This is a genomic window from Paenibacillus taichungensis (assembly GCF_047302525.1).
GTDB lineage: Bacteria > Bacillota > Bacilli > Paenibacillales > Paenibacillaceae > Paenibacillus > Paenibacillus taichungensis_B.
Window position 1 is genome coordinate 6,768,506 of sequence record NZ_CP168020.1, and the last position, 13,840, is coordinate 6,782,345.

Genomic DNA, 13,840 nt, shown 5'->3' on the forward strand with positions numbered 1-13,840 from the left:
AGATGGATTCATCCGTGCAGAGTAGAAGTGTTGGGAAACGGGAACCATGCAAGGGATGTAACGATCAATATGATGTGAAGATTAGTGAAGCCAAGATAGCCCGGCTCGTGGAGTTGGCCTCACGCTCACGTCCGGCCGTTGAGTACGCTGAATATGAGCGTCGGTTATCCATCTGCGCTGATTGTCCAGGGTTACAATACGATACGACTTGCCGCTATTGTGGCTGTCTCGTACAGGTGCGCGCCAAGCTGGTAGAGTCGACCTGTCCGTTTCCATATGAGCCGCGATGGACCTGATCCAGAACGTATTTCTTTATTAATGAAGCAAGGCAGAGCTGCACTTTACAGGTGTGGCTCTGCTTTTTTTGGTGCTGATGGGCAAAAACTCTGAATTTGGATTTGAATTGAGCGGGTGAACTGGATATAGTTATACAGTAGAGTGTAGGATAGCGAGCTATCCGGGAATATGAGCGCGTATAGCGGCACAACAATACAGGAAGGGCTGTTCTCACCGGCCGTGCCTGATTTTGCGTCGCCTCGAATATAATGGAGGTTAACATTCATGTCGAACATGCGACCGGTTCAGATCCGGCTGCACAGCCGTTATGAAGGTGAAGATGTACTGCAGGAAATGCAGGGTGAAGCCGTATTGAAGGGGGCTGTGCTCTATGTTCGTTATGAAGAGCCACAGGCTGGACCCGAGGGCGGTATTACCCGAACAACATTGAAGCTGGGCGGACAATCCATCAAGATTATACGTCACGGCGAGGTGGAATCGGAGCAAACATTTGAGTTAAACCGCAAGCTCCCTGGTTTTTACCGCTCGCCGTATATGTCGTTTGCCTTGTCCACGCATACACAGGAGCTGGAACTTTCCATTCAGGGATTGAGCGCACGCGCAGCGTGGAGCTACGACTTTTACCGCTTTGACGAAGAATCCGGACATTTCGCGATTAGTTTGCATATACAGGAGGAACCAATTTCATGACACGTAATCCATTAGATACGATTAACGAACGGGTAAGTACAGCCATAGGCAATGCCATTGTTGCTGCTGGCATTGTTACGCAGGAGGATCTGCCGACCATCACCCTTGAAGTACCACGCGAGAAAACACACGGCGATTTGGCGACCAATGCCGCTATGCAACTGACCAAGATTGCCAAGCGTAATCCACGCCAGATTGCAGAAGAGATTATTGCCAATCTCAACCTGGCTGAAGCTGGAATCGAGAAAGCGGAAATTGCTGGGCCGGGATTCATTAACTTTAAGTTGGACAAGAGTTATCTCTATCCTGTGCTGGGGCTTGTACATGAGCAGGGTGAGAATTATGGAAGAATCAATGTTGGTGAAGGGCGCAAGGTCGAGATGGAGTTTGTCAGTGCCAACCCGACAGGCAGTCTGCATCTGGGCCATGCGCGTGGAGCGGCTGTGGGTGATGCGCTTTGCAACATCCTCGACTATGCCGGATATGATGTAACACGTGAATACTACATTAATGACGCGGGTAATCAGGTATTTAATCTGTCTCGTTCCATTGAAGCTCGCTATTTGCAGGAACTGGGCCAAGACGCAGAGATGCCTGAAGATGGTTATCATGGTGAGGATATCAAAGGATTCGCCAAGGATCTAGTGGCTGAGAAAGGCGATTCTTTGCTGTCCATGCATCCAGGTGACCGTGCCGCTTATTTCCGTGACTTCGGTTTGGAAAAAGAATTGGACAAGATCAAACGTGACTTGAATCGCTTCCGCGTCAATTTCGACATCTGGTTCAGCGAAACATCACTGTATGATAACGGAGAAGTGTTGCGTGTACTTGACGAATTGCGTGATCGTAATGAAATCTATGAGCAAGACGGAGCAACTTGGTTGAAAACCATGCAGTATGGTGACGATAAAGAGCGTGTTTTGATCAAAAATGACGGTACGTACACGTACCTTACACCGGACATTGCTTATCACCGTGATAAATATGCGCGTGGATACGACACGATGATTAACATCTGGGGAGCAGACCACCATGGTTACATTCCACGGATGAAAGCGGCCATGCAAGCACTGGGCAACGATCCTGAGAAATTGGTCGTTCTGATTGCACAGATGGTGAGCTTGTTCCAAAACGGCGAAAAAGTGAAGATGTCCAAGCGTACAGGCAAAGCGGTAACTATGGAAGATCTGATGGATGAAGTAGGCATTGATGCCATTCGTTACTTCTTTACCATGCGCAGCATGGACTCTCATCTGGACTTCGACATGGATCTCGCGATTTCGACGTCTAATGAAAACCCAGTATTCTATGTACAATACGCTCACGCTCGGGTATGCAGCGTATACCGTCAGGCAGAAGAACAAGGAATTGAACTGTTGCCATTGGCACAGATCGACCTTTCGAAGCTGTCCACGGAACATGAATATGACCTTCTTCGCAAAATGGGTGAACTGCCTGAAGAAATCGCGACTGCTGCTACGGGATATGCGCCGCATCGTATTGTTCGTTATGTATATGAGCTGGCATCCCTGTTCCACAGTTACTATCGTGCAGAGCGCGTCATTACTGAAGACGCGGGACAAACTCAGGCGCGTCTGGCCCTGATCGGTGCTGTACGCACCGTCATCGCAACAGCGCTTCGTCTGGTGGGCGTATCCGCACCGGACAAAATGTAATTCAAGCCCTGGCGGTGCTTTGCCGCCCTGGCTTTACAAAAAGTCTCCATGCACCACGCCTGCAATGCAGCGTGGACATGGAGACTTTTTGCTGTGCCCGCGGCCGAGTTCACACGGCCCCGAGGCACCCAGAGCCAGCGCCGCCTGCCGCCCTGGGCAACCACCGTGAAACAGCACACCGCGCAGCAGTGCTACGCTTTGCGATGCTTCACGGAACGGCTCCCTGCGGCAGGAAGCGCTCCTTACCCTCCGCCCTCCTGCATTAGCTTGAGGGCGTCAATCTCACCACCGCGTATTTTGCTCTTTGCGGTGGTGGTCTTGCGTGCGCGCAGCGGAACGGTCGCGCGCTTTACGAGCGTTTTGATCTCGGCTGGCGACAGGCCGGGATGCTTCGCAAGCAAGAGCGCTATGGCGCCACTGACGTGCGATGTCGCCATGGAGGTACCGCTCATCTCATGGTGCTTACCTTGCACCCAGGAGGAAACAATTTTGTCCCCTGGCGCATATACATCGACGTATGCACCTCGGTTGCTGAACGAGGCAATCCGCCGGTTTTTGTCGGTTGCCCCAACCGATATCGTTTGCGGATAACGTGCTGGATAATCAATGCTGCGGCGTTTGCCGTCATTCCCTGACGAAGCCACAATGACAATCCCGGCCTGATAGGCACGGTTCACGACATCAAGCAATGCTTTGCTACGCGTTTTCATGCCAAAGCTCATATTGATAATATCGACCCGATTGCGAACACACCAGTCGATGCCAAGCACAATGTCTGACACGAATGCCGAACCATTATGGTCGAATGCCTTCACTGGATAGATCAGGGAGCGAGGAGCTACGCCAATCATACCTGCCGTACTATTGGCCGCGGCAATGGTTCCGGCAATATGAGTGCCATGACCGTTATCATCATGAGGAAGCAGACTACGGTTTAACAGGTTAATTCCGCGTGCTAGCGAATAGCGAAGATCCGGATGTTGATAATCGGCACCTGTGTCAATTACGCCAATTTTGATCCGATGTCCCGTGGATACGGACCATACTTTGGGAGCATGAATCTGTTTCACGCCCCAAGGTATGCCCTGAGCACTGCTCGGTTTACTGTGAAGCGCGGTGGCATGCAGTGAGATGGATACATCTTCTTCTACCGTAATCTCATCGCTGTAGCGAGATAGTTCTTCTGGGTCATGCATCGGGGCGATAATGGAGCGGGCCAGCCGGGAGGAGCGTACCACACCAAGATCACTAAATTCATTCCTCATCCGCGACAGTTCCACGAGGCAGGCTTCATATTGCTTCGGATTGGCGAACCGGATCAGGTACCGCCGTCCCTGTTCTGGTTCGGGACGTTGCATTCCTTCAACCAATTGATGTAGAAAACCAGTATAGTCCATAATGGGCAGCCCCCTTCGGGATGAACATGCTGAGGTATTCTATGAATGCGTTGATCCCGCCGCATGGGGAACCTGCCCTTTTTTTACAAAAACACATTCTCTTCGTGTCAAAACGGGCGCAGGGACATATGATGGATGGAGGGCTAGAGGGCTCTTGCGGGGACCCTGGTGAGGAGCGATCCTTCAAGGGTATACAGTCAGAAGGCGGAGGGGACTCCGTCTTTTTTATATGATTATGCTTTTTTTGCTCAAAGACGATATGCCCGCGAGTTAGATGTCTCTTACGGTCGTGTATATTGCTCGTTCGAAGTCGCATCTTGGAATTATGAGACATCCATACATAAAAACTTGCTTTTTGACGCTAAATAGGTTTTACTTAGGTTTGTTAATGGATATGTTATACGTAACGTTCCAGTTTGTAGGGATATAAAGTGAATTTTGTGTGAGAGGAAGTGTCTGTCAGTGAGTACCTCGCTCAATTTGAAAATTGATAAAGAAAAGGTCAGAGAGATTCCTTTGGTGGACCTCGCCTTTATGGTGCTGAAAGCGGCCAATACGCCGTATTACTACCGTGATTTGATGAATGAGGTAGCTAAACAGCGCGGAATGACTGATGAAGAAATCAACGAGTTTATCGCCCAGTTATATACCGAGATTAATATCGATGGCCGTTTTGCTTGCGTCGGTACAAGTCTGTGGGGCTTGAAGCGCTGGTATCCGGTAGCTGGATCGGAAGATACCATGACGGGTGCGAAGCGTCCGCGCATCATCAACGATGAAGACGATGATCTGGAAGATGAGGACTTCGGGGAAGAGGAAGACAGCTACAACAGCGACGAAGACTTCGATAATTCTGATGATGATCAGGACGAAGAAGATGATGACGATGAAGAAGAAGAAGAAGAAGACATCTTTGACGAAGAAGATGGCGAAGAAGAAGTTCTAGTTGAAGATGACGAGTTGGAAGAGGAAGACCTCGATGAAGACGATGAAGAAGAGTCCGAAGACGAGGGTGAATTTGACGACGATTCCGATAAGTAACAGTCATTTTTGACGTCGATAGTTTACCTGTTTTCCCCGCATAGTCAGCCTTGACAGCAGACGGGGTAACGGGTAAACTATTGCATGGGCTTATGAATGAGCGACAAAATATTTATGTTTTTTATAAAAAGTGCCCCGTCCTGCGGGAGTACTTTTTTTGTATTTTTAGAGGCAGAATTTTGCAAAATGATTTGAATTCCGCATGCTCCCGGCCAACAATCCGTGGTCTATTTTTGTATATCCAAAACACCAAATGGATCGATGCAATGATATCTATTTAGGGACGGGCCCGGTAGTTGGCTCCCGGAAGGTTTGCACCATTCTACGCTGTAGAACAACGTTGTTTACACACGGTCTTCGCATGAAAGAGCAGTTCGCAGATGCAGGGAATTTCTGCCATTGCTCTTTTTAACGATGATTACCTGGGAAACGGGTTACGATAATACCATATATCGCCTGAATTTCTGTACTTATATTAGGAGGGTAATAACAGTGACAAAGTATATTTTCGTGACGGGCGGAGTTGTGTCCTCCCTGGGCAAAGGGATAACGGCTGCCTCGCTGGGCAGATTGCTGAAAAACAGAGGGTTGAAGGTAACCATTCAAAAGTTTGATCCATACATCAATATCGACCCGGGAACAATGAGTCCTTATCAGCATGGTGAGGTTTTTGTAACGGATGATGGCGCGGAAACGGATCTTGACCTTGGCCACTACGAACGTTTTATTGACATCAACCTCTCCAAAAACAGCAACGTCACGACTGGTAAAGTATACTCCTCCGTCATCAGCAAAGAGCGGCGCGGGGAATATCTGGGCGGAACGGTACAAGTAATTCCACACATTACGAACGAGATCAAAGAGCGCGTATTCCGCGCAGGACGTGAAGCGGGTTCGGATGTTGTAATTACAGAGATTGGCGGTACAGTAGGTGACATCGAGAGCTTGCCTTTCCTGGAAGCTATTCGTCAAATCAAGAGTGATGTAGGTCGTGACAACGTCATGTACATCCATGTAACACTTATTCCTTACATCAAGGCTGCCGGTGAAGTGAAAACCAAACCGACTCAGCACAGTGTGAAGGAATTGCGCAGCATCGGAATTCAGCCGAACGTCATTGTATGCCGTACAGAGTATGAGCTGTCCAAAGACATGAAAGCCAAAATCGCTCTCTTCTGTGACATTGATGAAAACGCCGTGGTGGAATGCCGCGATGCAGACACATTGTACCAAGTGCCTTTGAACCTGCGTGAAGAAGGTTTGGACGAGATCGTGGTAAACCACCTGAAGCTGACTACTCCTGCACCGGATATGAGCGAGTGGGAAGGGCTGGTTGACCGTATCAACAAGCTGAAGCATACAGTGGAGATTGCCATTGTAGGTAAATATGTAGCGTTGCATGATGCTTATTTGAGTGTTGTTGAATCCTTGTCTCATGCAGGATTTGCATCCAATGCTGATGTGAAGATCCGCTGGATTCACTCCGAAGATATCACTGATGAGAATGTAGGCGATCTGTTGCACGGCGTAGGCGGAATCCTCGTACCAGGCGGATTTGGTGATCGGGGTATTGAAGGTAAAGTATCTGCGATTCGTTATGCCCGTGAGAAACAAATTCCGTTCTTCGGTATTTGCCTGGGTATGCAGGTTTCTGTTATTGAATATGCACGTTCCATCGTTGGTTTGACTGGAGCAAACAGCTCCGAGATCAATCCAGCTACGGAGTTCCCGGTGATCGACCTGTTGCCTGAACAAAAAGATATCGAAAACCTGGGTGGTACAATGCGTCTGGGTCTGTATCCTTGTAAGCTTCAGGAAGGTTCCCTGGCAATGTCTTGTTATGATGATGAACTGGTCTATGAGAGACACCGTCACCGGTACGAGTTCAACAATGAATACCGTGAAGCAATTGAAAAAGCCGGTCTGGTTATCTCGGGTACATCCCCGGATGGACGTCTGGTTGAGATCGTGGAGCTTCCAGGACACCCATGGTTCCTGGCAGTACAATTCCACCCGGAATTCACTTCCCGTCCGAACCGTCCGCAGCCATTGTTCCGTGAGTTTGTAAAAGCTTCTCTGGAGAGCATTGAAAAATAAGTATTGATCATTAAGTTATAAATAAAGGGATGTTCTTGGCAACCGATAAGGATGCCGGGGGCATCCTTTTTTAGTGCGTCGAGATAAGCGGAAATGGTTTTTGGCATTTTGGGATGTAAGCAGGATTTCAATGGGTGAGGTAGAATACTTATCATGACGACTATGGGATTGTTATCCAGATTCAGACGTACATGCTTTCCTAATTCTAGGAGGTTAATCAGTGGAAAATAAAAAAGTGTTAATTGTCGATGACCAAAACGGTATTCGAATCCTGTTAATGGAAGTGTTCGGCAGCGAAGGATATAATACGTTCCAAGCGCCTAATGGGAAGATTGCCCTGGAGATAGTAAATAATGACAAACCTGATCTTGTGCTGCTTGATATGAAGATTCCTGGCATGGATGGCCTGGAAATTCTGAAACATATTAAGGAAATTGATCCGGATATCAAAGTCATCATGATGACGGCTTATGGTGAACTGGACATGATTAAAGAAGCTACGGATCTTGGAGCGCTCATGCACTTTACGAAACCGTTTGATATCGATGAAATGCGAGTGGCAGTCAATATGCAGCTTCGAAATGATACTGCGAATAAGTGCAGCTGAATCCTGTAGATACAGGATTTTTTTGCGTGTGAAGCTGTGAGAGTTTACGGGTGGGCATACAGGGTATTTCAGTCAGACATCCGGGGAATATTGGAAATAGGGACGTCGTCATGCTGTGTCTATGAAAACTGTGCTGCAAAGCACAGCATTTTTGCAAATGCTTGTTTAGTATTTGACATGGGATGTGGTATAATAAGCCCGTATGTGATTTCGGCTAAAAACCATAGACACAACCCAACACCCCTAGGAGGATTGAAACCATGCCATTAGTATCTATGACAGACATGTTGAACAAAGCACTCGAAGGAAAATATGCAGTTGGTCAATACAACATCAATAACCTTGAGTGGACTCAAGCGATTCTTGCTGCTGCTGAAGAAGAGAAATCCCCAGTAATCTTGGGCGTATCCGAAGGCGCAGCACGTCACATGAGCGGCTTCTACACAGTAGTTAAAATAGTAGAAGGACTCATTCACGACATGAAAATCACCGTTCCAGTTGCGATTCACTTGGATCACGGTTCCAGCTTTGATAAGTGTAAAGAAGCGATCGATGCTGGATTTACATCCGTAATGATCGACGGTTCCCACCACTCCATTGATGAAAACATCGAAATGACTAAAAAAGTTGTTGAATATGCACACGCTAAAGGCGTTTCCGTAGAAGCCGAAGTAGGTACTGTTGGTGGACAAGAAGACGACGTTATCGGTGGTATCATGTACGCTGACCTGAACGAGTGTGTACGTATCGTTAAAGAAACAGGTATTGACACATTGGCTCCAGCTCTTGGTTCCGTACACGGTCCTTACCATGGCGAGCCTAACCTGGGCTTCAAAGAAATGGAAGAAGTTCGCGATGCAGTTAACGTTCCACTGGTACTGCATGGTGGTACAGGTATCCCTAAACATGATATCGACAAAGCCATTTCCCTGGGTACTTCCAAAATCAACGTGAACACTGAGAACCAAATTTCGTTCTCCAAAGTGGTTCGCGAAGTGCTTGCAGCTAAACCAGATGCTTACGATCCACGTACATTCATCGTACCAGGCCGCGATGCAATCAAAGAAACCGTTAAAGGTAAAATTCGCGAGTTTGGTTCCAACAACAAAGCGTAATTTTTCTTTACCAGTTCCATACTGTGTAAGTGGAAAGAACACCGCCTAGCCGGTGTCTTTCCATTTTCACGCCTTATTTCTACATCGAAAGTCAACAGCACGTATTGCCGTTAACCGGCTGCAAAACACGTAGGGGGACATTAAGCTTTATGGAAAAATTGATGATTAGTGGCGGACGTCCGTTACAGGGAACTGTAACTATAAGCGGCGCCAAGAACAGCGCCATCGCGCTTATTCCTGCAGCATTGCTTGCCGAGTCAGAAGTCGTGCTGGACAACCTGCCGCTTTTGAGTGACGTGGCGGTTTATGCAGAAATTTTGGAGGAACTCGGAGCTCGTGTACACTGGGAAGGCAGTCAGATGAAGATCGATCCTTCCGACATTAAATCCATTCCCATGCCGAATGGTCCCGTGAAGAAGCTCCGTGCTTCGTATTATATGATGGGAGCACTGCTTGGGCGTTTTAAAGAAGCAACCATTGGTTTACCCGGGGGCTGCAACTTTGAGCCTCGTCCGATTGATCAACATATCAAAGGGTTTGAAGCGCTTGGCGCAACTGTAACGAACGAACATGGCTCCATTCATTTGCATGCTAAAGAGCTGCGCGGAGCAAAGATTTATCTTGATGTAAGCAGTGTAGGTGCAACCATTAACATCATGCTGGCGGCTACTCGTGCCAAAGGCTCTACAATTATCGAAAACGCGGCTAAAGAGCCTGAGATTATAGATGTAGCAACACTTTTGAATTCAATGGGTGCCAGCATCAAGGGTGCCGGTACCGAAACGATCCGTATTGAAGGTGTGTCGGAGCTTAAGGGTTGCCGTCATTCCATCATTCCGGACCGTATACAAGCAGGCACGTATATGATCGCTGCGGCTGCGACGCGTGGCGACGTTCTGATTGATAATGTTATTCCCAAACATCTGGAGGCTTTGACGGCAAAGTTGCTGGAAATGGGCGTTGGCATTGAAGAGCTTGACGAAAGTATTCGTGTCATTGGCAAACCGAGCTACAATCATGTAGACGTTAAGGCGCTCGTATATCCCGGTTTTCCGACGGATTTGCAGTCCCCCATGACCAGTGTGTTGACACAGGCAACGGGTGTGAGTGTCCTAAGCGACTTTGTATATAGCAACCGGTTTAAGCACGTTCCTGAGTTGGTGCGCATGGGTGCAAAGATCCGTGTGGAAGGGCGTTCAGCTATTATTGAAGGCAGTGCATTGAATGCGGCCAAGGTAAAAGCATCCGATCTTCGCGCCGGCGCAGCGCTGGTGATCGCGGGTCTCACCGTCAGTGAAGGTGTGACCGAAGTGACAGGCGTGGAGTTTATCGATCGTGGGTACGATCATCTAGTAACCAATCTGCGTCTGCTAGGTGCGGATGTGTGGCGAGAAACCGATTAATTCTGTATTGTATGACGATTTTTACGTCATTAAAGTGATTATTTTGACAGAACTGCATATCCTCTCAGTAATTGGGTAAACCTGTTTTAATAGAGTTCTCAGTCTCTCCGGGATAAGACGAAATGTTCCTGTTTCCTTTACCGGAGGGTCTTTTTTTGAGTCAGACTTCATATGGCTTTAAGAACATCATTTCCTTTTCCCCAAACCCCGGTTTTGTTTGAACTGCGCTCCATAGCCGGTCTGCCCGGATCGAACGCCTCATGTATTCGTGTTCACTCACTAGCGGATCTTGCCGAAAGCTGGCCATCCTGCCCGGAAACTTACACTCAAAGACAAGTATTTGCATTATAACGGTTACATTCCGTACAATGGACAGAAGAGAAATGCAGAACGATGCTGCTCTTATAGCCGGAACATCAAGCGAAACTATCCATTTCACGGACTTATTAATTGAATAGGTGGTTATTATATGGATCTACAAATTTCCGATTTGGAAGAAATGAAACTAACGGACCTCTACAAACTGGCCAAAAAATATCAAATTCCCTACTACGGCACTTTAAAAAAGAAAGAATTGATCTTCGCTATATTACGTGCACAAGCTGAACAGAGCGGATTGATGTTCATGCAGGGTGTGCTCGAAATTCTACCTGAAGGTTACGGATTCCTTCGTCCGATCAATTACCTGCCAAGTACGGAAGACATCTACATCTCAGCCTCACAGATTCGCAAGTTTGACCTAAGAACAGGTGACCTCGTATCAGGTAAGTGTAGAACACCTAAAGAAAACGAGCGATACTTCGGTTTGCTGCAAGTCAACGCTGTAAATGGTGAGAATCCGTCGGCGGCTGCGGAAAGACTTCACTTCCCGGCATTAACCCCATTGTACCCGCAGAAGAAACTGGTTCTCGAAACATCCCCCAACCATTTGTCCACACGCATTATGGATGTGCTCGCCCCGGTAGGACTGGGACAGCGCGGATTGATCGTAGCACCTCCCAAAGCGGGTAAAACACTTCTCCTCAAAGAAATCGCCAACAGCATCTCAACCAACAACCCAGAAATTGAACTATTTGTCCTGTTGATTGATGAACGTCCGGAAGAAGTTACGGATATGTCGCGTTCCGTTAAAGGGGAAGTTGTGGCTTCTACGTTCGATGAGCTGCCAGAAAACCATATCAAAGTTGCGGAATTGGTGCTGGAACGTGCGCTCCGTCTGGTTGAAGCGAAAAAAGATGTCGTTATTTTGCTGGATAGCATTACGCGTCTTGCTCGTGCATACAACCTGGTTATCCCACCGTCCGGACGGACACTTAGTGGCGGTATTGACCCGGCAGCATTCCATCGTCCGAAACGTTTCTTCGGTTCTGCACGGAATGTAGAAGAGGGTGGAAGTCTGACGATCCTGGCTACAGCTTTGATTGATACGGGATCACGTATGGATGATATCATTTATGAAGAGTTTAAAGGTACGGGCAATATGGAGCTTCATCTGGATCGTAAGCTGGCCGAGCGTCGTATTTTCCCGGCTATCGACATTCGTCGTTCCGGTACACGTCGCGAAGAAGTGTTGCTGAGCAAGGAAGAACTTGATACAATCTGGGCGATTCGTAAAAACATGAACGATTCCCATGACTTTGTCGAAGGCTTCTTGAAGAAACTGCGTAATAGCAAAACGAATGCTGAGTTCCTGGCGGCATTTGATACAGCTGGCAGCAGTCAGACCAGCAACTCCGGATCGACTACGACTCGGCGCTCACCAAGACAGACTGCGGCGTCTGGTACAACTACCTAGCATTACGTCGTTGATTTAACTCAAGTTTTGCAGCGTTGCTGCTGATTAACAATATACTCGTCGTTTGGCTTTAACCCATTAGATGTGAGGAGAACATCATGTATTTAGTATACGCAGATGAAAAAGGTAATGTATTTGATCACCCTTCCCTGTACGGGCTTGCCCGCAGTGGAGATATGATCGTCGAAATTATGGAGGATGAGCTGATTCCTTTGCCGGAAGGTGCAACGCTGGTTGGACTGCCGAGTACACGTCCGATTGGTATGGACCCGGATACTGGAGAAATGCTGCCGATGCCTAGTGATACACAGGCGGTGGGGGCTTTGCTTCCGCAAGGATTCACTCGGTTGTGTCTGCCGGGGTATGTAAAAACGGATAAGGAGTACAAACTGCCTTTGTTCGGTTACTCGGCTGTTGTGTGGAAAGATGGTCAGTTCTACGTCACTGCCCGGATGTCGGATCATCCGGATCAATGGAATCCGCTAAACTGTGATCGCGATGACGTACGCGCGGGTGTTAAACGTTTAACGAAGCAATACCCCGAAAACCGTCTCTATACCCATTTGTCCAATTGTGCGCTCGGGTATGAATGTCTGACTTCATCCAACACCTTCCTGAATCGTTGGGAAGGCGGAGTTCCAGTATCCTATTCCTGCAACGCAGGCTGTTTCGGATGTATTTCCGAGCAACCGGATGATAGTGGCTTCGTTTCTCCGCAAACCCGGATGAACTTCCGTCCGCGCGTGGACGAAATCGTTGAAGTAATGCTGGAGCACTTGAAAACGCCGGAATCGATTATCAGCTTTGGTCAAGGTTGTGAAGGGGAGCCTTCCACGCAGGCCAAATTGATTATTGAAGCCATCCGCGAAGTGCGTTCCATAACTGACATGGGATATATCAACATTAACACCAATGCAGGTTTGAATGATCACATGAGAGGTATTGTTGATGCGGGGCTTGATCTAATGCGTGTAAGTACAATCAGTGCACTGGATGATCACTATAATGCATACTACAAACCTCGCGGATATACACTGGCCAATGTAGAAAAATCGATGAAATACGCTGCTTCCCAGGGTGTATATACGTCGATCAACTATTTGATCTTCCCGGGAGTAACGGATCGTGAGGAAGAGATTGAAGCGATGATTGAGTTTGCTCGCAGAACCGAGTTGCGTCTTATTCAAATGCGTAATCTTAATATAGACCCGGAGAGCTATCTGGAATTGATTCCTCCAGCTCAAGGTGATATTTTGGGCATGAAGCAAATGATTGAGATCTTTGAGGAAGAGCTGCCTGGTGTCGTTATCGGCTCCTACACGCACGTTCCCCCAGCTGGAATGGCACGTCCCAAACGTCTGATCACCTCTTGACAATAATGGATTGCAACCGGCATTGGGCCGTGTTATAATCTTCGATGTTGTGCCATTTACTCTGGGTCCGCTTGAGGCTCAGGGCGGAAAGAGGTGAAAGGTAATGAAAGCAGCAATTCATCCTAAATACACGATTGGTCAAGTATCTTGCGCTTGCGGGAATACTTTTGAAACTGGTTCGGTTAAAGACGGACTTCGTGTAGAGATTTGCTCCGCGTGCCACCCGTTCTTCACCGGTAAACAGAAGTTTATCGATGCTGGCGGCCGTGTTGATCGTTTCAAGAAAAAATACGGAATCTAATTCAGCAATTCCTTGGGGATTGTCTGACTATTACATCCAAATCACCTC

The 13,840-nt window shown here is 47.8% G+C and carries 12 protein-coding genes; 11 read left to right on the forward strand and 1 reads right to left on the reverse strand.

Annotated elements, in window-relative coordinates:
- The first annotated feature begins 14 nt into the window (after nucleotides 1–14).
- The 3 genes from ACDJ58_RS30555 to argS all read left to right on the forward strand — a co-directional run bounded on the left by ACDJ58_RS30555 (nucleotide 15) and on the right by argS (nucleotide 2,663).
- Nucleotides 15–296 carry a DUF6171 family protein gene (locus tag ACDJ58_RS30555; RefSeq protein ID WP_413374422.1) on the forward strand — a complete coding sequence of 94 codons (282 nt, stop codon included), beginning with the start codon at nucleotides 15–17 and terminating at the stop codon, nucleotides 294–296.
- Nucleotides 297–561: 265 nt separating this feature from the next.
- On the forward strand, nucleotides 562–987 hold the full coding sequence (locus tag ACDJ58_RS30560; RefSeq protein WP_413374423.1) for a DUF1934 domain-containing protein: 426 nt from the start codon (nucleotides 562–564) through the stop codon (nucleotides 985–987).
- Nucleotides 984–2,663 (forward strand): arginine--tRNA ligase, encoded by a 1,680-nt coding sequence (gene argS / locus ACDJ58_RS30565; RefSeq protein ID WP_413374424.1) that lies wholly within the window; start codon nucleotides 984–986, stop codon nucleotides 2,661–2,663. The genes ACDJ58_RS30560 and argS overlap by 4 nt, the downstream gene beginning before the upstream one ends.
- A 242-nt stretch (nucleotides 2,664–2,905) precedes the next feature.
- Here the strand turns inward: argS and ACDJ58_RS30570 are convergent, their stop codons facing one another.
- Nucleotides 2,906–4,060: a S8 family peptidase gene (locus tag ACDJ58_RS30570; RefSeq protein ID WP_413374425.1), complete on the reverse strand. Its 1,155-nt coding sequence runs from the start codon at nucleotides 4,058–4,060 to the stop codon at nucleotides 2,906–2,908.
- A 462-nt stretch (nucleotides 4,061–4,522) separates the two neighbouring features.
- Between ACDJ58_RS30570 and rpoE the strand changes: the two genes are divergently transcribed.
- The 8 genes from rpoE (at nucleotide 4,523) to rpmE (ending at nucleotide 13,792) form a co-directional block, all read left to right on the forward strand.
- On the forward strand, nucleotides 4,523–5,101 hold the full coding sequence (gene rpoE, locus ACDJ58_RS30575; RefSeq protein ID WP_413374426.1) for a DNA-directed RNA polymerase subunit delta: 579 nt from the start codon (nucleotides 4,523–4,525) through the stop codon (nucleotides 5,099–5,101).
- 492 nt (nucleotides 5,102–5,593) lie between these two features.
- Complete coding sequence (locus ACDJ58_RS30580; protein ID WP_413374427.1) at nucleotides 5,594–7,198, forward strand: CTP synthase; 1,605 nt, start codon at nucleotides 5,594–5,596, stop codon at nucleotides 7,196–7,198.
- Between the two features lie 220 nt (nucleotides 7,199–7,418).
- Nucleotides 7,419–7,805 (forward strand): response regulator, encoded by a 387-nt coding sequence (locus tag ACDJ58_RS30585; protein WP_053779053.1) that lies wholly within the window; start codon nucleotides 7,419–7,421, stop codon nucleotides 7,803–7,805.
- A 260-nt stretch (nucleotides 7,806–8,065) separates the two neighbouring features.
- The gene (gene fba, locus ACDJ58_RS30590; protein ID WP_063567652.1) at nucleotides 8,066–8,920 is read left to right on the forward strand and encodes a class II fructose-1,6-bisphosphate aldolase; all 855 of its coding nucleotides are present in this window, start codon (nucleotides 8,066–8,068) and stop codon (nucleotides 8,918–8,920) included.
- Nucleotides 8,921–9,069: 149 nt separating this feature from the next.
- Nucleotides 9,070–10,323 carry a UDP-N-acetylglucosamine 1-carboxyvinyltransferase gene (locus ACDJ58_RS30595; RefSeq protein ID WP_063567653.1) on the forward strand — a complete coding sequence of 418 codons (1,254 nt, stop codon included), beginning with the start codon at nucleotides 9,070–9,072 and terminating at the stop codon, nucleotides 10,321–10,323.
- A gap of 469 nt (nucleotides 10,324–10,792) precedes the next feature.
- Nucleotides 10,793–12,118, forward strand: a complete 1,326-nt coding sequence (gene rho / locus ACDJ58_RS30600; RefSeq protein ID WP_413374428.1) for a transcription termination factor Rho — start codon at nucleotides 10,793–10,795, stop codon at nucleotides 12,116–12,118.
- A gap of 98 nt (nucleotides 12,119–12,216) precedes the next feature.
- Nucleotides 12,217–13,491, forward strand: coding sequence for a radical SAM protein (locus ACDJ58_RS30605; protein WP_413374429.1), 1,275 nt, complete (start codon nucleotides 12,217–12,219; stop codon nucleotides 13,489–13,491).
- 103 nt (nucleotides 13,492–13,594) lie between these two features.
- Nucleotides 13,595–13,792, forward strand: coding sequence for a 50S ribosomal protein L31 (rpmE, locus tag ACDJ58_RS30610; protein ID WP_024628775.1), 198 nt, complete (start codon nucleotides 13,595–13,597; stop codon nucleotides 13,790–13,792).
- Nucleotides 13,793–13,840 lie beyond the last annotated feature (48 nt).